Annotated in this window: 19 protein-coding genes; 9 read left to right on the forward strand and 10 right to left on the reverse strand. The window is 63.0% G+C overall.

Annotated features, from left to right (window positions below):
• Window positions 1-8: 8 nt before the first annotated feature.
• The 8 genes from BV071_RS22470 to nagA all read right to left on the reverse strand — a co-directional run bounded on the left by BV071_RS22470 (window position 9) and on the right by nagA (window position 10,947).
• Window positions 9-3,836 (reverse strand): hypothetical protein, encoded by a 3,828-nt coding sequence (locus BV071_RS22470; RefSeq protein ID WP_035612055.1) that lies wholly within the window; start codon window positions 3,834-3,836, stop codon window positions 9-11.
• 149 nt (window positions 3,837-3,985) lie between these two features.
• The gene (locus BV071_RS22475) at window positions 3,986-4,696 is read right to left on the reverse strand and encodes a hypothetical protein (RefSeq protein ID WP_052573754.1); all 711 of its coding nucleotides are present in this window, start codon (window positions 4,694-4,696) and stop codon (window positions 3,986-3,988) included.
• Between the two features lie 34 nt (window positions 4,697-4,730).
• The gene (locus tag BV071_RS22480; RefSeq protein ID WP_035612057.1) at window positions 4,731-5,753 is read right to left on the reverse strand and encodes a VWA domain-containing protein; all 1,023 of its coding nucleotides are present in this window, start codon (window positions 5,751-5,753) and stop codon (window positions 4,731-4,733) included.
• Complete coding sequence (locus BV071_RS22485) at window positions 5,747-6,661, reverse strand: VWA domain-containing protein (protein WP_035612058.1); 915 nt, start codon at window positions 6,659-6,661, stop codon at window positions 5,747-5,749. The genes BV071_RS22480 and BV071_RS22485 overlap by 7 nt, the downstream gene beginning before the upstream one ends.
• 206 nt (window positions 6,662-6,867) lie before the next feature.
• The gene (locus tag BV071_RS22490) at window positions 6,868-7,644 is read right to left on the reverse strand and encodes a hypothetical protein (RefSeq protein WP_035612059.1); all 777 of its coding nucleotides are present in this window, start codon (window positions 7,642-7,644) and stop codon (window positions 6,868-6,870) included.
• Entirely contained in the window at window positions 7,641-8,504 is an 864-nt protein-coding gene (locus tag BV071_RS22495; RefSeq protein WP_035612060.1) for a DUF58 domain-containing protein, read from the reverse strand. Before BV071_RS22495 ends, BV071_RS22490 begins: the two co-directional genes overlap by 4 nt.
• A gap of 136 nt (window positions 8,505-8,640) precedes the next feature.
• A complete protein-coding gene (locus BV071_RS22500) occupies window positions 8,641-9,633 on the reverse strand; it encodes a MoxR family ATPase (protein ID WP_035612061.1) in 993 nt (330 codons plus the stop codon).
• Between the two features lie 177 nt (window positions 9,634-9,810).
• On the reverse strand, window positions 9,811-10,947 hold the full coding sequence (nagA, locus tag BV071_RS22505; protein ID WP_035612063.1) for an N-acetylglucosamine-6-phosphate deacetylase: 1,137 nt from the start codon (window positions 10,945-10,947) through the stop codon (window positions 9,811-9,813).
• A gap of 119 nt (window positions 10,948-11,066) precedes the next feature.
• Here nagA and BV071_RS22510 point away from each other — a divergent pair, with 119 nt between their 5' ends.
• The gene (locus BV071_RS22510) at window positions 11,067-11,648 is read left to right on the forward strand and encodes a hypothetical protein (RefSeq protein ID WP_035612064.1); all 582 of its coding nucleotides are present in this window, start codon (window positions 11,067-11,069) and stop codon (window positions 11,646-11,648) included.
• Window positions 11,649-11,711: 63 nt separating this feature from the next.
• Window positions 11,712-12,545: a CHAD domain-containing protein gene (locus BV071_RS22515; protein ID WP_081886168.1), complete on the forward strand. Its 834-nt coding sequence runs from the start codon at window positions 11,712-11,714 to the stop codon at window positions 12,543-12,545.
• Window positions 12,546-12,549: 4 nt separating this feature from the next.
• Here BV071_RS22515 and BV071_RS22520 read toward each other — a convergent pair whose 3' ends face one another.
• Window positions 12,550-13,818, reverse strand: a complete 1,269-nt coding sequence (locus BV071_RS22520) for a hypothetical protein (protein ID WP_035612068.1) — start codon at window positions 13,816-13,818, stop codon at window positions 12,550-12,552.
• A 158-nt stretch (window positions 13,819-13,976) separates the two neighbouring features.
• Here BV071_RS22520 and BV071_RS22525 point away from each other — a divergent pair, with 158 nt between their 5' ends.
• Window positions 13,977-14,582 (forward strand): OmpH family outer membrane protein, encoded by a 606-nt coding sequence (locus BV071_RS22525; RefSeq protein ID WP_265594751.1) that lies wholly within the window; start codon window positions 13,977-13,979, stop codon window positions 14,580-14,582.
• A gap of 60 nt (window positions 14,583-14,642) precedes the next feature.
• A complete protein-coding gene (locus BV071_RS22530) occupies window positions 14,643-15,254 on the forward strand; it encodes a DUF899 family protein (RefSeq protein ID WP_035612072.1) in 612 nt (203 codons plus the stop codon).
• Window positions 15,255-15,268: 14 nt separating this feature from the next.
• Here the strand turns inward: BV071_RS22530 and BV071_RS22535 are convergent, their stop codons facing one another.
• Window positions 15,269-16,333 carry a 3-deoxy-7-phosphoheptulonate synthase gene (locus tag BV071_RS22535; RefSeq protein ID WP_035612167.1) on the reverse strand — a complete coding sequence of 355 codons (1,065 nt, stop codon included), beginning with the start codon at window positions 16,331-16,333 and terminating at the stop codon, window positions 15,269-15,271.
• A 111-nt stretch (window positions 16,334-16,444) separates the two neighbouring features.
• On the opposite strand from BV071_RS22535, the gene BV071_RS22540 reads away from it, so the two are divergent.
• From BV071_RS22540 to BV071_RS22560, 5 genes are all read left to right on the forward strand, one after another.
• Complete coding sequence (locus tag BV071_RS22540; RefSeq protein ID WP_035612074.1) at window positions 16,445-17,173, forward strand: TlyA family RNA methyltransferase; 729 nt, start codon at window positions 16,445-16,447, stop codon at window positions 17,171-17,173.
• A gap of 32 nt (window positions 17,174-17,205) precedes the next feature.
• Window positions 17,206-17,640, forward strand: coding sequence for a DUF4279 domain-containing protein (locus BV071_RS22545; protein ID WP_035612076.1), 435 nt, complete (start codon window positions 17,206-17,208; stop codon window positions 17,638-17,640).
• Between the two features lie 93 nt (window positions 17,641-17,733).
• Window positions 17,734-18,588 carry an NAD(+)/NADH kinase gene (locus BV071_RS22550; RefSeq protein ID WP_035612078.1) on the forward strand — a complete coding sequence of 285 codons (855 nt, stop codon included), beginning with the start codon at window positions 17,734-17,736 and terminating at the stop codon, window positions 18,586-18,588.
• A gap of 24 nt (window positions 18,589-18,612) precedes the next feature.
• Window positions 18,613-18,933 (forward strand): nuclear transport factor 2 family protein, encoded by a 321-nt coding sequence (locus BV071_RS22555; RefSeq protein WP_035612080.1) that lies wholly within the window; start codon window positions 18,613-18,615, stop codon window positions 18,931-18,933.
• A gap of 96 nt (window positions 18,934-19,029) precedes the next feature.
• On the forward strand, window positions 19,030-20,325 hold the full coding sequence (locus BV071_RS22560; protein ID WP_035612082.1) for an aminopeptidase P N-terminal domain-containing protein: 1,296 nt from the start codon (window positions 19,030-19,032) through the stop codon (window positions 20,323-20,325).
• The last annotated feature ends 13 nt before the right edge of the window (window positions 20,326-20,338 follow it).

Genomic DNA, 20,338 nt, shown 5'->3' on the forward strand with positions numbered 1-20,338 from the left:
CGAGGGACTTATGCAGCTACCTGCCAGCGGCGTGCGATCTCTTCCAAGATCACCGGATCCTGCGGCACGTCATCGCGGCCGAAGTAGCGGGTTTCCAGAATCGCGATTTCCTTGCCGATGGATTCCTTGGTGGTGGCCTGGACGCCTTCGCGCTCTTGCAAGCGCTTGAGATAGCCGATCACGCTCACCGCGTTGATGTGGGTAGGCAGAGGGATCAAGTTCGGTCCCTCAGGAGGGAGCTCCTTGCCCTTGCGGAAGTGGGCGAGCAAGCCGGTGGCGAGGGCAATGAGCGCCACGATCGCACCCACCCCCCAAGGGTTCACCTTCTTGTCGACTCCGGTCAGGGCGACGCTGGCATCCGCCGGGACGAGATCGACATCGACGTAGCGCTGCCTCACCAAGCCGTCCTCCTTCGCCAGCTCCGGCTTCACCACAGGGAAGGCAAAGTTGTCGGGCATGCGACCGCGGACGGGCTTCAACTCGACGCGCCACTCGTGCTCGGAAACCGGGGCGAGGTCATCGGACGCGCCATCCAGCTCGACCACGCGCAGGCCCCGGTCTTCAATGTTGCCGGTCTCGAAGCCATCAACCTTCAGGTCGCACAGCTCCTTGAGGGAAGGAACGAGGCCGTGGGCGGATGCCTTCATCTCGAGGTAGAGGCTGCCCTTTTCGGCATGGCTCCGTTCATCGAGAGTCTGGGTCACCTTCAGATCGTGGAAAGGCCGCGGGCTCGTCTTCCCGGCATCGAGCGGCACCTCTCCGGAAGTGATCGGCAGCACGACGTAGCCGGAGGTATCCGTGAAATCCAAATCGATCTTCAGCGGTGGCACCTTGTCAATCTGCGGACCCTTCGGCTTGAGCAGTAGATAGGCGTAGGGCGTGAGCCGCCAGCCGAATTGCGCATCGGTGCGGGACTCGGTCTTGTCCGAATGGAAGGTCACCGAGACGACCTCGAATTGCTCTTCCAATGCAGCCCGTGCGGTCTTTTCGAACTTGTCGCGGTAGTCCTCGGTGGGGCGGCCGTAGTTGAAGCCGTACATCGAGTTGGTCTGGTTCTGCAGATACTTCTGGAAGCCACCCGACTCGCGCTCGATCTCGCGGGTATGGCGGAGATTGATTCGCAGGCCGAAGGGCGATTCGGTGCCGACTTCCGCCGGGCCATCGACCTCGGCATCCAGCTCGATCTCCTTCACCAGATCGCGGTAGTAGGTCAGCACGTCTTTCGCTTCGGTGAGCGCCTCCTGCTCGCCCGCGACGGCCGTTGCACCTTCGAGATAGCGCAGCTTGAGATCCGGCGCGACGTTGGCGAGACGCGTGTTGAGCGTCGTAGCGAAGGCCTTCAGGTGGCGCTCACGGCATTCCTCGGGAATCGCGGCCAGCGCGGCCTTGATCTTCGGATACTCATCCGGCGTGGCGACGTGGTGGCTCTTGAGCGCTTCCAAGGTCGGCGAGCCGAGCGCGGCGAAGAACCAAGTCTCGAAGACGCCGGAGCTTTCCTTGGACGAGTCCTCCAGGGGCAGTGTTTTGGTGTAGGCCTTTGCTGCCTCCGCCAAGCCGTCGAGCGCCTCACGCTTCACCTGCGAGTGGGCATTGTCGGGGTTGAGCGAACTCTTGAAATTGCTCTCCTCAAAATGCAGCGCGGCGAGTTGCTCGCCGAGTCGCCAAGCTTGCTGCGGATTCTTCTTCAACGCCCGCACCAGCACGCCTTTGGCGGCCTCGTAGCCGGTCAGGATCTGCTCGTTCAGCTCCTTATCCTTGCGCTTGGTTTGGTAGGCCTGTTGCAGCTTCGGGTTCGGCCACAGTCCGGCGAGGTTCATGCGCATGCGCGACGCCAGAGTGGCGAGGGTTGCGGAGTCCAGCGCATCGGTGCTGCCGAAGACCGACTCCACGGCCTCGACCCGCCAGACCTCCGCCTTGCTGTGGCAGGTGATGAAGGCGTCGGCCAATTCGGTGTGGAAGTCGTCGCCGAGCTTGAGCTCGCGGATGCCCTTCACCAGTTCGGCAAGTTCGACGAGATTGCGCTCCTGCTTTGAGCGTGTCAGCGGGATCGAGCCCGACTGGTTGTTGAAGCCGTAGAAGTAGAAGTAACGCGAGCGATAGTCCTGGGCCTCGTTCGGATTGTGGTTCTCGGTCCACACCCGGATCATCTCGCGGACCAGATCCTTCGCTTCGTCGCGGTCGGTGGCGGCCAGGGTCTTCACCAGGGGCAGGGCCTTCGACTGCTCCTTCACTTTGAGCAGCAGCCGCGCCGTGCCCAATACGACCTCGTTGCGCGTCGCAGGATCGATCGCGGCAAGCCATGCGCCATCCGGCTGGCACTCGAGCAACTCGCCCGAGCCGATGGGCTGTGTGCCCGGTCCTTGGTAGCCGGTGTTAGGGCGCGTGAAGAAGAGATTCCCCCAGTCATCGAACTGCTGGACCATCCGGCGGGAGTTGCTTTGGTCCTTCTCGCGCGTGACCTCCGCCTCATGCTTCCACTGGCGGGCGAAGAGCGTGAAGATGCCCGACCATGCCTTGGGATCCACGCCTTGGGCCGCAAGCAGCGTCTTCACCGCGGCATGTTGCAGACGGAGTTGTTCAAGCCGCAGTGCGGCGTTGGGATTCTCACGGCTCTGCGCCGTCAAGGTGCCCAGTGAGGCCAGCAGTTCCAAGCCCTCGCCCTTTGGATCCTTGAAGGTTTTCTCGATCCACTTGCTGCCAGTGTCGTCGCCCAATTCCGGAATGATCGAAAGTGCCCGAGAGAGTGCTTCGGCTCGCTCCTGCGGCGGCGCCTCGGTATCGGTGAGGAAGGACGTCGAGATTTCCCATGCTTGCGGCAGCGCGTCCTTGCCAGCAGCAAGCTTGTCGCGTGCCGCCAACTCGGCGCGGTGGCGGGCAATCAGGTTGAGGGCGGCGTAATCCTTCTTCTCACGCGACTGTGCGAGGTCGGGCAAAAAGGCTCCGGCATCCTTCACGAAACCGGCTTCGATCAGGAGCTCCGCGGCGCGACGGCGGTTGGCGGCATCTTCACCGCCGAAGTGCTGCACGCCCTTGCCCAGCGCAGCGAAGAAATCTTGTGGCGGCCGCGGATCCTTGGTCACCAGCTTCGCCAGCATCTGGATCACCTTCTTGTCCGGTGGCGTTGGCGAGGCTGCGGCGAGGCCCAGCACATCGGCAGGGGCGAGGTAGCCGGCTTCATTGTAAGGTTGCGCGCCTTGCAGCATCAGCTCGGGCGGCGGCGCGACCTGCATCGGCGCAGAGAGCATCTGCACCAGCAACTGGTAGGCCTGCGCCGAACTATCCTGCGGCAGCGCGGCCAGGAACTCGCGGACCTTGTCCCAGCGCCCGAGGACCACATCGCGGCGGTAGAGCTGGGCCTCGCGTTGGAAACGAGCCGCGAATTCCTGTGGCGACTCCGGGCCGAAGACCCGCTGCGGGGCCGGCTCCTTGTCGCGGGCTTCTTCCAGCTGCGTCGCCAGAATGCCCGCCGGGCTGCGGTCGAAGCGTTGCTCGCGGAGTATGTTCACCATCTGCTGCGCGGGAGTCAGCGCGGGCCGCTTCTTGCTCCGTTCGATGAGCTGCCGCAGCCGGTTGAAGTCAACTTCTCCTCCGGGGCCTCCGCCTTGGGGCATCCCCTCGATCATTTGCACCGCGCCGTCGGGCATCGGCACCGCTCCGTCTGGAAGCACGAAGCCCGAACCTTCCTCCCCTTCTCCAGCCACCACCGAGCCGATGATGGCTCCGGCGGCAGCTCCCCCCGTGCTGGGGCTGATGGTAATGCTGTTCTGCGCAGCGCCTTCACCAGTGAGCAGGGCGAGCGAAACGAGCGCGAGTCGGGTGGGCGAAATGGTGAACATGATAAAAAGGGGGGCGTTGAAGATTGACCGGGCAAAAGCAGGCACGATCCCTGTGGGTCCGCGTGACGAGGTACGTAGTCCCGCCTTCAGGCGGACGAAGTAAGCCTAAGGTTCCGCTCCAAGACTGGAGCGTAGGCGTGCGAAAAGGCTCAGGAGCCTTCTCCATCCAGCGGTGCGCCGGCACCGGCACCGCGGCCGTCCTTCGCCTTCTGAGCTGGCTTCTTGCCGGGCTTGTTCGAGGCGCACTTGCCGGAGCAGCAGCCGCTGCACTGCTTCGGGATCGCCTTGCCGTAGAGCTCTTCCGGGGTCATGCGGGCGAGCTTGATCGAGGCTTCCAGATCGTCGGCGTGCTTCTTGGCGGCCGTGTTGTCGCCGGACTCGCTGGCCCGTTGGGTCAGCAGCTTCTGCTCTTGGCGCGCGGCTTCGATCTCAGATTCCCACTCGCTGTCGGGCAGTCCTTCCAGCTTCATGAGATAGGTCATGTAGAAGCGCGAGCTGGCCAGCGTGGCGAGAGTCTCATCGCGGAGCCCGGCAGGCGCATTCGGATCCTGCGCGAGTTCATCGGAAAGCGCGGAGAGTTCCTCGCGCGCCTTCGGAAGCTGCTGGGCTTCCATGCGCGCCTTGGCAAGTTCGAGGCGGATGCGCCGGGATTCCGTGACGCGGTCCTTCGGCAGCTTCGCCAGGGTATCTTCGTAGCCGGTGATCGCGGCTTTCCAGTCGCCAGCGGTCGCCTGGGTCTTCGCTCCGTCGAGTAAGACGGCGGCGTCATCAAGCACCATCTTCTCTTGGCCGGGTCCGTAGTGGTAAGCCAGCAGGCCGACCGGAACCAGGCACCACAAGGTGAGGACGAGAATTTTCATGGCTTTGAATGAAGTTGGAACATGTACGGATTTATCAGGGAATGGAAGCAGTGAGTTGAGTCGGACGGGAAATCGTAGTTGGCACGCGCTTCGGGCCGGGCTGCCAGCGCGAGCCGGCGAAATGGAGGAGCAGGGGCAGTCCGGCCAGCAGCGTGGCACCGAGGGTAGTCAGCAGCATCGCCAACTCACGCTGCCCGGGTAGCTTTGTCGCGCGGTCCGTCACGAGGGTGCCGAGTCGCTGGAGCATCGCGGTCGGCACCAGCTTGGCATTGCCATCGTGATACTCCCCACCCAAGCGCGTCGCGATCTGGCGCAGCGTGGAGCCATCCTGCCGCGAGTGGTGGCCGTCGATGAAAGTCCCCTTCACGGGATCGCCTACGCCGGCGACGAGCACGCCTCCGACCGCTGGTGGCATCTTCGGCATGCCGCTTGCGGGTACCGAGTCGCCATCGCTGATCAACACCAGGGTCGCCGAGCCACGCGGCCACTTCTTCGCAATCTCCGCGGCTTCGCTGAGGCCTTCAAGCAGCTTGGTCTTCCCCGGCTCGAAGGCTTGGTGCATCGGCAGATCATCCATCAGGTTGTGGAGGATCTCCAGATCGCGGGTCTCTTCGACCACCGGCCGGGCGCCGTTGTAAACCGCGACCACCGTGGTGTGCAGCTTGTCATGGGCGGTGCGGGCGATGATCGATTCCACGATTGCCCGTGCGCGGGACATCCGGCTCTCCTTGCCGCCAGCGCCAGCATCTCGGAGGCGCATGCTAGGGGAGACATCCAGCACCAGCAGCAAGTGCTGGCGTTCCTTCGGCTCCACTTCCTTGACCACCGAGCGATGCGCGGTGGGCGGCAGCACTAGCAAGGTCGCGATGCCCCAAGTCAACATCGTCAAAGCCGCCACGCGAATGAAAGGTGCGAGCTGCCCCGGTAGCCCCGCTTTCTTTCCCGGCCCGAAGGCCAAGGCGGCCACGCTGCGCACCCGCGCGGTATGAATCCACTCCGCGCCCGCAGAGAGCACGAATGCGGCAGCAGCCAGCAGCAGCGGAGTGGTGGTCACCATGGCGTGTGTCTCAATCCGAAAAGGGTAAGAAGATAGAGCCCGCCGATGCTGAGGGCGGCGATGGCGAAGGGCTGGAAGAAGTCGATGGGATCAGGCGTGACCCGTTTCATGGGAGCCTTCTGCATTTCATCGATCTTGGCGAAGATCGCCTTCAGCGCGGCGGGATCGCCGGCATTGAAGACCTCGCCCCCGGTGATCGAGGCGATCACGGCGACCGAGTCAGGCACACCTCCTTCGGCCACGTGGACGTCGTAGAGCTTGATGCCGTTGGCCTTCAGGCTCTGCGCGATCTTCACATCATTGCCGTCGTTCAAGTCGAAGCTCTCGCCGTCGGTGAAGAGCACGATCATACGGTCGCCGGAATTGGCGGAGAGCAGGGATTTCTCCGCCTCGTGCAAGGCCATTCCAATCATCGTGCCGCCGCCGATCCGTGGCAGCATCTCCGGACGCAGGAAAGGTGGCGCGCACTTGAATGCGGAGGGGTCGCTGGTCAGCGGCACCCAGTTCAGCACGTTGCTGCCGAAAACCATCAGACCGAAGGCATCGCCCTTCCGGAAGGAGATGAAATCATTCACCGCCCCCATCGCGGCATCGTAGCGGGTGGTCGAGCCAAAGGGTGACATCATCGAGCCCGAAATATCGAGGCAGAAGAGAATATTGGTCAGTTCCCGCTCGCTGCGCGGCTGCTCAAAGCGCCGTGGTCCTGCGAGGATCGCGATCGCAATCATTAGCAGCAGCGTGGGCAGGAGATCGGCAGTGCGCAGCAGGAAGCTGATCAGGCGGGCGCGCGGCAGCGGTTGGTGGTCGAAGGGCAGCGGCACCCGGCGTCCGCCGCGCTTCCATAGAAACACCGCCAACCCCAGCGGGAGCAGGAGCAACGCGAGCAACCATGGGTGGGCGAAAGTCATTCGTGTGTCGAAGATACCCGGGTCGGCGGGAGATAGATTTTGACCGCGAAATAGCGCGAAAATCGCGAAATCTGAAATGCAATGAACGGCAACGCGCATTCCCCGCAGGGCTCTGCGATCAGACGGTTTTCTGTCTTTGGATTTCGCGTCATTTCGCGTTTTTCGCGGTTAATTCGAAAGGCCGGTAGTTTGTAGGTGGCAGCCATTCAGCTGGCATAAGGGGCAAGCAATTGCTCGATGTCCGTGGTCGAAGTGGTATTCGCAGGGGCGTGCAGCCAGCGCTCCAATGCCAGGACCAGTGGTGCTGCCTCGGGGTCGGTGCGGAGCTTCACCATGGCCTGCGCCGGTGGCAGTGAGGCGATGTCCTCGCGCTTTTCGCGCCAGTGGCCGATGACCAGGCGTTCGAGGCGGGCACGCTCATCGGCGGAGAGTTCACCTTTGGACGCAGCACCCACCAACGGGCGCAGGCGTTCGGCCAGTGAGGCATTTGCCGCCGTGGCATCGCCGTCCGCGACTGGCAGCTTCTTTTTCCAAAGAAGAATTCCGCCCAGTCCCACGACCCAGAGCGAAGCAAGTACGATCATCGTCGTACGATAGCCGCCGAGTTTCGGAAGTTCTCCTGCCTCATTCTCGTGTGGACGGACCAGTCCCGGCGGCAGCTCGCCGGTGATTTCCAGCGGGATGGCGGGCAAGGTGCTGCCCTCCGGAGCTTCCAGAAAGTCGGCCAGATTGTATTTCCCCGCTTCCAGTCCCTGCACCTCGATATCGTAGCGGCTGCCGTCCTTGGCGGGCTTCACCTCCAGAATGCCGACCATCAGCGGCGGCTGGCGGTCACGCCTTGGCTTGGCCTTCACCTCGCCGCCGGGGATGTAGATTTCCGTGACCTTCAGCGGCTGGCCGACGCGTTGGGTCGGCACGACTTCATCCGCGGCATACATGCTGCCGGACACTAACAGAAAGCCGATGGCGATGATGCGGATCATTGGCGGTTGCGGCGGGAGACTCCGCCGCGGGCGCGGAGGAAGTGGCGGAGGCGGCCGAGGAAAGGTTGGCCAGGGCGAATCAGAAAGTGATCGAGCGAGGCTTTCTTGAGCGCGGCTTCCAGCTCCTCGGTGGTGGAGAGCAGCTTCTTGCCGTGCGTCACCACTTCACGGCCCGACTCCACCTCGCGGCCGCGGAATAGACCCGCGCCGGACAAGTGGTCCTCCGCCGGATCGCGGAAGATCAGGCAAATGCAGTCGTGCCGTGCCCCGATCACCTTGAGCGCGGACAAGGCATCCGGATCGTGGAAATCGCTCAGCACGACCAGCAGCGAGCGCTGTGTCAGGCTCGGCTCCAGCGCCAGCAGACGTTGGCCAAGAGTGGTCGGCTCGTCGAAGCGATAAGTCCGCAGTGCATGCAGCCATTGCAGCAAGACATCGCGCGAAAGACTCGGCTGGATCCGCAGATCGCGTCCCCCCGCGCCGAGCACACCCACAGGACTCACCCGGTCCAAGCAAGCCAAGGCAAGCCCCCCTGCGACCTGCAAGGCCAGCCCGTATTTTCCCGGCGGATGAGAGGCCAGCGCCATCGAGGCCGAGGTATCCACCACCAGCCACACCGGCATCTGCTTCGGCGTCTCGAATTGCTTCACATGCGCCTTGCCCGTGCGCGCGGTCACCCGCCAGTCGATCGACTTCACAGGGTCGCCCGGCTCATAGCGCCGCGACTGCACGTACTCGATGCCTTGCCCTAGGAAAGGACTGCGATCCGTGCCGTAGCTCAAGCTGTCCGCCAGCCGCTTCACCGCCAGCATGAATTGCCGACTATCGAGAGGTTCGCAGTTCTGGAGGGTGGATTCCATTGGGAAGAAATTTCAAACCGCGAAAAACGCGAAATGCCGCGAAATTTGAGGGCAGGAAAAGGCAGATGGATTCACGGCTGTTAGGCTGTTAAATTTCGCGCTCTTTCGCGGTTAAAAGACAAACGCCTCCATCGCCTCACGACACCGACTCCTCAAGGATGCCGCGCAGCACCGCCTTTGCGGTCCGCCCTTCTGCCAACGCCTCGTAAGTCAGCCGGATGCGGTGCAGCATCACATCCTCCGCCAAGGCAAAGAGATCTTCCGGCACCACATAGTCACGGCCGTGCAGCAGCGCCCGCGCTCGCGATGCCTTCAGCAGCGAAATCCCCGCACGCGGTGAGCAGCCAAGCTCCAGCTCCGGATGCTTGCGGCTGCGCTCCACCACATCGACCACATGCTTGAGGAAGACATCGCTGACGTGGATGTGGTTCGCCGCTTCCATCGCCGCGACCAGATCCGTTTCGCTGCCGATCGCCTCTTCCTTGATCATGTCGAACTCGGTGCGGACCACGGCACCGGCTCCCTCGCGCTTCACGCCGAGCTTCAGGTTGCGGCGCAAGATCTCCTCCTCTTCGCCGGGGGTCGGGTAGCCGAGCCGGTGGCAGAGCATGAAGCGGTCGAGCTGCGCTTCCGGCAGTTCGAAGGTGCCGCTCTGTTCGATCGGGTTCTGCGTCGCGATCACCACGAAGGGCACCGGCAGGCCGTAGGTCTGGCTGCCGATCGTGACCTTGCGTTCCTGCATCGCCTCCAGCAGCGCGCCCTGCACCTTCGGTGCTGCCCGGTTGATTTCGTCCGCCAGCAAGAGGTTGGTGAAGACCGGCCCTTGGTGCGTCCGGAAGCCGCCGCTGCGCTCATCCAGGATCTCCGAGCCCAAGATGTCCGAGGGCAAAAGGTCGATGGTGAACTGAATGCGCCGGAAGTTCAGGTGCATTGCCCGCGCCAGCGTGTTTACCAGCAGCGTCTTTGCCAGGCCCGGCATCCCTTCCAGCAGTAGGTGGCCGCTGGTCAGCAGCGCGATCAGCATGCGCTCCACCACCACGTCCTGACCGACGACGATGGTCCCGACCCGTTGCCGGATCGCCTGCAAGTATTCCGTCGTCTGCGAGAGTGGGGTATGGACGGTGCTCATGGAGATTGGCGGCTGATAACGCACTAACTCAGTGCCTCAGCCGCCAGCCTTTGTCTGCAAAATCCATGCAAAACCGGATGAAGATTCCGTGAAGCCCATACCATGTTCCGACAGGATACATGGGTTCGCGTGACGGCTGGACGCCGCCCAGAGGCACGAAATTTCCTCCCGGAAGCCTTACCTTTCCACTCCGCCTACGAAGGTCTTCGCCACGCTGAAGTCAGCGTTGAGGAGCACGAGGTCGGCGAGGAAGCCGTGGACGATTTTGCCCACGTTCTTGAAGCCCAGTGAGCGGGCTTGGTTCCAGCCGGTCACCTTCACGAGTTCGCTCAGGGGGAGGCCGGTGATTTCCACCAGATTCCGCAGGCCCTCGTTGGCCTTCAGCGCGGAGCCAGCCAGTGCCCCGCCTTCCTTCAGTCGGGCCACCCCGTCCTGCACCACCACGGCCAGGCCGCCGAGAGAGGTCTCGCCATTGCCCATCCAAGATGCGGCCATGGAGTCCGTGATCATCATCAGGCGGTCGATCGGAATGGTCGTGAAGACCAGCCGGATCATGTCAGGGGAAAGGTGGATCCCGTCGGTGATCAATTCCACCATCAGGCGCTCATCGATCATGCCCGCGCCGATTACCCCGATCTCGCGGTGGTGGAGCGGCGTCATCGCATTGCCGTAGTGTGTCAGGTGGGTTAGGCCCAGATCGGCGGCTGCGAAAACCTGCGCGGCAGTGGCGGAGGTGTGGGCGGCCGAGCAGGTGATTCCCAGTGCCCGGCAGCCTTCGATCAGGTTCAGCGCCCCCGGCATTTCTGGAGCCAGCGAAAGAATGGTCGCCGGTACGATCGCGTGCAGGTCCTCCACCTCCGCGTAGTCCGGCGCGCGCACGAATTGCGGATTCTGGGCACCGGCGCGCTCCTTGTTGATGAAGGGGCCCTCGACGTGCATGCCCGGACAGCGGGTGAATTTGTCGTCCGCCTTGAACTTCGCGATCTTGCCCGCGATCGACTTCAGCCGCTCCTTCGGCTGCGTCAGAGTGGTCGGTAGCCAGGTGGTCACGCCCTCCTCCAGCTTGCGGCGGCCGATGTGTTCGAGAGCCTCCAGCGTGTCATCGCAAACGTCGCAGCCGTCCGCGCCATGGCTGTGGATGTCGATGAAGCCCGGCATCAGGATCCTGCCCTCGCCGTCGATCCTTTCGGCCGAGCTGGGCAGGTTGTTGCCCTCGATCACGGCGGAGATCTTGCCGTCCTCGATCAGGACGGCGGCTTGCGGCAGATCGAGGTCGGGAGAGACGACCCGGACATTGGTGATGAGCTTGCGCATTGTTAGGCGTGGAAAGGCTGCGTTTTCTAGCCCCCGTCATACGGGCTGACCAGCCGGGATTTTTGCGGAAACGCGAAGCCCCGCCTTGGCAGGAGGCAACTTGCAGCTATGCGTGGGGCATGCTTCGCAAGCTCTGGAAACCGCTCGGCCTGACTTCCTGCCTCTTCGCCCTCGCCAGTTGTGGCAACGGTGGCAGCGACGCTTGGCAAAAGGCGACCAGTGCCCGGTCCGAGACCCTGAACGAGAGTGCCGACCTGCTCGGCGTGACCGTGCCGGTCCTTCGCGCGAAGGGCCTGGAGCAGGTCTGGGGATCTCCCAAAATCAAGCGCGACGGCCAAGGCGGCTACCTCCTGACCTACGCGGACCCCAAGCAGCCATTCACCCGCCTGATGATCCACGGCATGGCGGCCCCCCTGCCGCGCCTCTCGCAGCCCCCCTTGCTTTCCGGCGAGCACATGGTCCGCGACACCCTGACCGGCTACCAGAAGAAGCAGGAATGGCGTGAGGTCACGATCCTCGACGAGAAAGTCCGCTGGTTCCAGGAATCCGCCTCCGGTGGTGCGGACGGGGCCTATTTCAGCACGGAGGGCTTCACGCTCAAGGCCTCGGACGGGCGCAAGGGCCACTATCGGCTGGTCGCCGAGCACGGCGACGACGAGGCAGTGGAGGTCGCCCGCTGGTTCAGCAGCGTTTCGTTCTAACAGTAAAAGTGTCACCAGAGATTGCCTGACAAGCCCGTCGGGGCTGCTAGGATCTTTGGTTCCATGTCCCAAGACGGCGATTCCGACTCCCTTATCCCCTTCATGGGAGCCCGCACGGCCTTGGTTGGCGCGTGTGAGGAAATGGAACGGCGCCTCCACGGGCTGCGGGATTCCCACGGCCGGGTCGCGGATGAGATCCACCAGTTGCGCAAGCTGGGCAAACGCCTGCGCGGCGGCCTAGCGGTAATCGGGGAGGCCAAGCCCTGCCTGCGCTGGATCGCGGTGATCGGCCGTATGCTCGGCGGTGCCCGGGATGCCGCAGTCCGCGCCAAGACCTGGAAGGGCCTCGGCGTGGAATCGCCCGCCATCGGTGCCATTGAGACCGCGATTTCCGGAATGTTGGAATTGGCGGCTGAGTCCTCGGCCCGTCGTCCTCCCCAAGGTGTGATCGACTGGTCCTTGGCCGCCGTGGCCCAAGTGAAAGCCCGGCTCTTGGCCTTTTCCGAGGAAGAGCTGGCAGAAAGGGCCTTGAAAGGGTCCCACCAACTCAAGCGCCGCCTCAAGAAACGTCTCAAGCAGGCTCTGCAGCGGGTGAAGAACGAGGACTTCCACGAATGCCGCAAGGCGGCCAAGGCTTGGCTGGGCGGGATGTCGCTGGTGGCTCCCGATCTCCATCTGCCGGGTCAGGACGAGACCGAAAAGCTGGCCGGGAATTTGGGCGACGAGAACGACCTCGAGGTCCTCTCCCTCTGGCTCAACGAGCACGGCTTTACCCAAGCAACAGCCAAGGCCGCTTGGAAGGTGCTCCACCGCAAGCAGGAGAAGATTCGCCGTCGCTCCCTTTCCTTGATCCGCAAGGACCTGCTGCCGGCCCTTGCGGAAAAGGAAAAAAGCTAGGCTATCAGCGGGTTGCAGCCGTCGCCTTCCGTTCCGTGGAACCTGCGGCCAGCGCTTCGACGCGCTTTTTGTAGGCCATGCCGAAGCGATCCGTGCTCACCAGGCTTTGCCATGTCAGGGCCTGCTGCTCCTCGGTGCTCTTGGACATGGTCAAGTATCCCTGTTCCTTGGAGGGGCGCAGGACCTCGCTGCGGCCGACGATCACCCGCACCTGCTTTTCCGGGGCGGGAGTGACTTCCAAGGGCAGGATCTGGGCAGTCTTGGCTTCAGGCACCACCCAGAAGACCCGCAGGCCATTGGCGCCGAAGTAGCTGGTCCACCAGGTTTCCACCATCGCCCGGGCCTCGCTTTCCAGCAGTCCGGTGGATTTCAGGCCGGCGACCATGTCGCGGTAGACCGCTTCGTTGAATTCCCCGTGGCCGAAGAGTTCCGCAGCGTCCGGCTTGTTCATGTCGCTGTTGCGGACGGTGAAGTCGGTCATCTTCACCTCGGCGGCCGCTCCGGCATCCACCCCGTTTTTCAGGGTCCGCCAGCGGGTGTAGGAACCGAGCTGCTTCTCATAAACGAAAACGAAGGGGATCGCACTGCCGGTGTTGTTCGAGAGCTTGATGGTGTCGTCGTTGCCGACGGTGATTTTCAGGCCGGGGTCGAAATTCCCGATGCCGCGGTAGAAGAGGAAGCCCTCCTTCTCGCCGTTGGGTGTCTGGACGACGTTTGCCTCGGGCACCCGTGGCTGCACCCAGTGTTGGGTTTGGCCCGGTTTGAAGAGAATCGCGTCCTTGGATTCGGCGGGGGAGAGGACCCGGGCCTTCCATTCGATCGAGCCCTTCCAACCCTTGGAAAAATCGACGCGGATGCGCTCCATCCACTGGGCAGGCGTGAACCCGTCCGAAGAATCAGGAATAGCAGGCAGCACCTCCCCGCCGCTGCGCTCGGGATACCACTGGCTGATGGTCCCGCCCTCGAAGCCCACCTTGACCGTGGCGTCGAAGGCCTTGTCGGAGTGGAAATAGATCACGGGGGTCTCCATCTTGACCGTGACTCCGGCGACCGGGCGGCTCATGCCCTTCCCGAAGCCGTTGCTCATGGAAACATTGCCGTTCTCCAAGCCGAGGTGGGAGTGGGCGAAAATCGGCAGGGCGGCTTCTTCCCGCTCCAAGCCGGTCAGCAGCACTCCGTCGGAGCCGGACACGGTGGTGAAGGTGCCCCACTCGTGGAGCTCGTAGGCGGAAACCGGCCCCGCCAAGAGTAAAAGTGCGGTGATGGCTTTCATAACAGGTCACGATTGCCGGACTTTTTGCCGCCGGGCAAGAGTGCTCGGCTTGGTTTACCTAGAATTTACCGGCCCGGGCGTGGGCGAAGCTGCCAGCGAAAAGGGTTTCCCATCCGCTTTGCCCGGTGCTACCCATCGGCATCGTCCGCACGGAAACCATGAAACGACTGCTTGTCCCCTTCCTCGCCCTCGCCGTCTCTTTCGGCGGAATCGCTACTGCCCAGCAGGGCCGCTTGAAGGTTGCCACCGTGGACATGCAGGCGCTCTTCCAAGCCTACCACAAGACCAAGGAAACCCGCGACACCATCCAAGGCGATGTCGAGCGTGTGAAAAAGGAGCAGGAAGGCCGCATCACCAAGCTGGGCGATCTTGAGAAGGAGATCATGAGCCTCAAGAAGCAGAGTGAGGACCCCTCGCTGGCGGATGCCAAGCGCCGCGAGTTGCAGAACTCCACCCAGGTGAAGAACCAGGAGTACCAGAGCCTGCGGACCGAGATGGAAGAATTCCTCAAGCGCAAGGACCGCGCGGTGAAGGAGCAGATGCTTTTGCAGATGAAGGAGATCCTCGAGGAAATCCGCGGCAAGGTCCAGAAGCACGCGGAGTCCGAGGGCTACGACTACGTTCTCGACAAGACCGGCACCAGCACCTCGCAAGTGCCGATCCTTCTCTACACCAAGGACGCCACGGACATCACCGAGTCCCTCCTGAAGACCATCAACGACGGTGCCCCGGCCCCGGCTGAGAAGAAGGAAGAAGGGAAGTGATCTCGTCGCCCGCGCCTCGCGGGATTGACGCGGCTCCGGTGCAGGGCTTACACCCGGATCATGGGTGAAGAAATCCAAGCGCTGGAGCAGCAGATACAGGAACTCGGGCGGAAGCTTGCCGAACTCCGCAAGGCGGCCCCGGCCACGGAAGTGCCGGACTATACCCTGGAGAGCCTCGCCGGACCGGTGACGCTCTCCTCTTTGTTTGCCGGAAAAGAGATCCTGTTCGCGATCCACAACATGGGGCAGGGCTGCCGCTACTGCACCCTCTGGGCGGATGGCTTGAATGGCTTTCTCCCGCACTTGGAAGACCGCTTCTCGGTGGTCCTGCTATCCAAGGATTCGCCTGAGCTCCAGCAGCGCTTCGCCCATTCGCGGGGCTGGCGTTTCCGTATGGCCTCCCACGGCGGCGGGGCCTATGCCTTGGAGCAAAGCGTCATGCCGGGTGAGGCGAACTACCCGGGGATCGTCTGCTACCAGCGCGAGGGCGGGAAGATCCTGCGCAAGAACTCCGCGGTTTTCGGCCCCGGCGATGAGTTCTGCTCGATCTGGCAGATGCTCTCGCTAGGTGGCTTCGGGGAGGACAACTGGACGCCCCAGTATTCCTACTGGCAGCGGCCGGAGGCCGAGCAGATGGAGGACGGCGGGCAGAATCTGTGCTGCTGTAGCTAGCAGTGGAAACGGCTTCAGTTACGGCGGCGCTTGCGGACCGCTTCAGCAAAACGGTCGAGCACCTTCACGGTATCATCCCAGTTGATGCAGGCGTCCGTGACAGATTGGCCGTGGGTGAGCTTGCTAAGGTCCGGCACGAGCTTCTGGTTCCCTTCCACCAGGTTCGATTCGACCATGGCTGCGACGATCGTCTTGGACCCGTCTTCGATCTGGTTGGCGAGGGCGTTGGCGACCAGTGGCTGGTTGCGGTAGTCCTTGAGCGAGTTGCCGTGTGAGCAATCGATCATCACGTGCGGCGGCAGCTTTTGCTCGCGTAGCATCTTCTCGACCTCGTCGATTTGCGGCTTCTCGTAATTGGTGCCGGACTTTCCGCCGCGGAGGATGATGTGGCAGGAGTCGTTGCCGGTGGTGGAAACGATCGCCGAGACGCCCTGCTTGGTGACGGAGAGAAAATGGTGCGGGCGCGAGGAGGATTGGATCGCGTCGAGGGCGATCTGGATCGAGCCGCCGGTGCCGTTCTTGAAGCCGACCGGCATGGAAAGGCCGGAGGCGAGTTCGCGGTGGACTTGGCTCTCGGTGGTGCGGGCGCCGATGGCACCCCAAGCGATCAGGTCCGCGATGTACTGCGGGGAAATGGTGTCGAGGAACTCGGTGGCGGAGGGGACCCCCATGTTGGCGAGGTCCAGCAGCAGGCCGCGGGCGACGCGCAGGCCGTGGTTGATGTCGAAGGAGTCGTCGAGTTTCGGGTCGTTGATCAGGCCTTTCCAGCCGACGGTGGTGCGCGGTTTCTCGAAGTAGACCCGCATGACCACGAAGAGGTCTTCCTTCAGGCGCTCGGCCTCGGCCTTGATCAGGCGACCGTATTCGAGGGCGGCTTCGGGGTCGTGGATCGAGCAGGGGCCGACGATGACCAGCAGGCGGTCGTCCTCGCCCTTTAGAATGGCATCGCACTGGGCGCGGGCGGCGGCCACCAGCTCGGAAGCTTCCTCGCTCACCGGCAGGAAATAGTTCAGGATCGCCGGTGAGATCAGAGGGTTGAGGCCTGAAATGCGGAGATCGTCGGTGCGGTGGCGGGTCACGCGCGGGAGGAAAAGGGAAGAAGTAGCCGGTAGCAAGTAGCGAGTGGCGAGGGGTTTGAAGGGATTCCGGCCTTGCCCGGACCGGGCGGCGGCTTCCTACTCGCTGGCAGAATGAAGAAGGAGCGAGTCGATGCCCTCTTGGTCGCCCGCGGCCTGTGCGAATCCCGGGAGCTGGCCAAGCGCCTGATTTTGGCCGGGGAAGTGAAGAGCGGGGACCGGGTGGTGGACAAGCCGAGCACCAAGTTTCCGGAGGATGCGCCCTTGGAAATCAAGGAGAAGCCGAAGTATGTCGGCCGCGGCGGGCTGAAGATGGAGGGCGCGCTGGCGGCCTTCGGGATCGTGCCGGAGGGCTGGACCTGCATGGACGTGGGGGCCTCGACCGGTGGCTTCACGGATTGCCTGCTCCAGCACGGCGCGGCGAAGGTCCACGCGGTGGACGTGGGGACGAACCAACTGGTCTACAAGCTGCGGATCGACCCGCGGGTGGTGGTGAAGGAGCAGTTCAATGCCCGGGGCCTGAGCGAGAAGGAGATCGGGGAGAAGGTCCGCCTGATCGTGATGGACCTGTCCTTCATCTCGCTGACCAAGATCCTGCCCGCTGCTTTCACGGTGCTGGAGGAGGGCGGTTCGGTGGTGTGCCTGATCAAGCCGCAGTTTGAGCTGGAGCGGGAGGATATCGGAAAGGGGGGAATCGTCCGCGACCCCGCACTTCATGACCGGGCGGTGGAGAAGATCCGGAAATTCGTGACCGAGGAACTGGAGCGGGAGTGGAAGGGGCTGATCGACTCGCCGATCACCGGGACGGACGGGAACCGGGAGTTCCTAGCTTGGCTGGGGTAGGTGCGAGTCCTATCGAAAGCGGCGAAATCTTCATGGCTCAGGTAGAAAGATCAGCAGCGTGCCTGCGCATTCATGGTGAGGACCTCGATCCCGGTGAGATTACCCGGCTGCTTGGCGTGACTCCGACCTACACCACGCGGAAGGGCGAGAAGCTCGGTGGCGAGGTTGGCGGGCGCGTCAGGATCGCCAAGGCGGGGATGTGGAGTATCGAGGCCTCGGAGCGGTCGCCTGAAGATCTGGACGGCCAGATTGAAGAAATCTTGAGTCAAGCGACGGGCGATCCGGCGGTTTGGCGGACCCTTGGTGAGAAATACCCGATGGATCTCTTCTGCGGGCTGTTCCTGGGTGTCACCAACGAGGGGATGTCGCTGTCGGCGAAATCGCTGGCCGCGCTCGGTGAGCGGGGGATCGAATTGGAATTGGATATCTACTCTGGAGGCGACGAGGACGAAGAAACGGGTAATTGACCCTTGGGCCGAGGCCGGGTGGTCCGCGAGATGCCAGCTTTCCCGCGCCGACGCCTCTTGCGCGCAGCGGCATCAGCCGTTAGAAGGGCGGTCATGAAGGTTGGGATCATCGCCAATACCGGGAAGCCGGGAGCCAAGGCGACCATCGAGCGGTTGTTGGGGGTCCTGACGGCGCGGGGGATGACCGTTCATCTGGATCATGAGGCCGCGACCTTCTGCGGGCTGCCGGATGGGCTCGATGGCCCGGGTTTGGCCGAAGCTTGCGATGTGGTGGCGGTGCTGGGCGGGGACGGGACGATGCTCAATGCGGTGGCCAAGCTGGGTGCCAGTGCCAAGGTGATCGCCGGGGTCAATATCGGCACCCTTGGCTTTCTAACCAGTTGCACCGACGACGAGGTCGATATCTTCGCGGAAGCGCTGATTTCCGGGAACTACAAGACCAGCCGACGGACTTTGGTGACTGCGACGGTGACTTCGGCGGATGGCAGTGAGCGGGACTTCCATGCGCTCAATGAGGTGGTGCTGGCCCGCGGCCAGACCGGCCGGCTCGTTTCGCTTTCCGCTTATGTCGATGGCGAGTTGCTGAACCACTACCGGGCGGACGGCTTGATCGTCTCCACGCCCACGGGTTCGACTGCCTATTCGCTTTCGGCCGGTGGTCCGCTGATCAGCCCGGCGGCGGCGGTCTTTGTGATCACGCCGATCTGCCCGCACACCCTGAGCCAGCGCTCGCTGATCATCGGGGATGATGCCGAAGTCGAACTGGCCCCGGAGAATGCCGATGAGGCACCGATGCTTTTCACAGTCGATGGCCGCGAGATCATCACGATCCACCACGGCGACCGGATCCGGGTCCGCAAGGGGGCGCATGCGCTGAACCTGCTGCGGCTGCCGGGGCATTCCTTTTATGCGGCGCTGCGGCAGAAACTGAACTGGCGGGGTGGCTGATCGATCATAGGTTCCCTGCGCGCCATGCACCTTCCCGAACCACTGCCCGATTACTTCCGCGCCGCGAATGAGGGGAATGCGGAGGAGGGCGCGGCCTGCTTCGCCGAGGAGGCGGTGGTCCGTGATGAGGATGAGGAGTATCGGGGACCGGCGGCGATCCGCGGCTGGATCGAGGAGACCACGGCCAAGTATTCTCCCCGGGTGGTGCCGCAGTATGTGGCGGATGACGGGAAGAGTACCATCGTGACCGTGCTGGTTGCGGGGATCTTCCCCGGTAGCCCGATCGAGTTGGAGTACTGCTTTGAGATCCGCCGGGGCCGGATTGTGCGGCTGGAGATCCGTTGACCGGGCTTCCCGCCGATTCCGCAGCTTTTGCCAAGATTTCGGCGGGGCCTCTGAATGGCGTTGCGGCCCGCCGGGGCATCCGCTGGAGTGGGCCTCATGCGCTACGAGCCCATCGATCCGCAGCTTTTCGTCCGTAACCGCGACAAACTCCGCGCCCTTCTCAAGCCGAATAGCATCGTCATCGTCCTGGCGAATGACATCTATCCGACCAATGCGGACGGCTCGATGGCCTTCAAGCAGAACGCGGATCTCTTCTACCTCACCGGGGTGGATCAGGAAGACACCGTGCTGGTGTTGATGCCGGACGCGAAGGACCCGAAGGAGCGCGAGATCCTCTTCGTGAAGGAGACCAGCGAGCATATCGCGATCTGGGAGGGCGAGAAGCTCGACAAGGATCAGGCGAAGGCGAACACCGGCGTCGAGCGGATCGAGTGGTTCCAGTCCTTCGAGTCTTGGATACATCGGCTGGTGCCACAGGCGGACCATATCTATCTGGCGACGAACGAGCACCTGCGTGCGACCACTGTGGTGGAGACGGCGAATGACCGTTTCATCAAGAAGTGCCAGTCGCGCTATCCGCTGCACCACTACGAGCGCCTGGCTCCGCTGATGCACCGCTTGCGGATCACCAAGGATCCGGTGGAAGTCGATATCATCCAGAAGGCCTGCAAGATCACTGAGGCGGGCTTCCGTCGTCTGCTCGGCTTCGTGAAGCCGGGCGTGGGCGAGTGGGAAGTGGAGGCCGAGCTGCTGCACGAGTTCGTGCGGCGCGGTTCGCGTGGCTTTGCTTACGGGCCGATCATCGGCAGCGGCAAGAACGCCTGTGTGCTGCACTATGTGGAGAACGACAAGGTCTGCCAGGATGGCGACATGCTCTTGCTCGACGTGGCTGCGGAGTATGCCGGCTGGGCTTCGGATTTGACGAGGACGATCCCGGTGAATGGACGTTTCACGGATCGCCAGCGCGACGTTTACAACTCGGTGCTGCGGGTGTTCCGCGGTGCGAATGAGATTTTGCGCCCGGGCAACACGCCGCTGGAGTATCAGAAGGCGGTGGTGGAGCTGATGGAGGCGGAGTTGGTGAGTCTCGGCCTGATCGGTGCGAAGGAAGCGAAGGAGCAAGGTCCGGACAAGGCGCTGGTGAAGAAGTACTTCATGCATGGTACTTCGCACCACATGGGCCTGGACGTGCATGATGTGGCGCCGCCGCATGAGCCCTTTGCGGAGGGGATGGTGTTTACCATTGAGCCGGGGATTTATATCCGTGAAGAAGGCCTTGGCATCCGGATCGAGAACGATGTGCTGATCGGGAAGAAGTCGAACTTTGACTTGATGGCGGATATCCCGATCGAGGCGGAGGAGATCGAGGAGTTGATGAATGCGAAGAGGTGATCCCTCTTGTGTA

It is taken from the genome of Haloferula sp. BvORR071 (genome assembly GCF_000739615.1).
GTDB lineage: Bacteria > Verrucomicrobiota > Verrucomicrobiia > Verrucomicrobiales > Akkermansiaceae > Haloferula.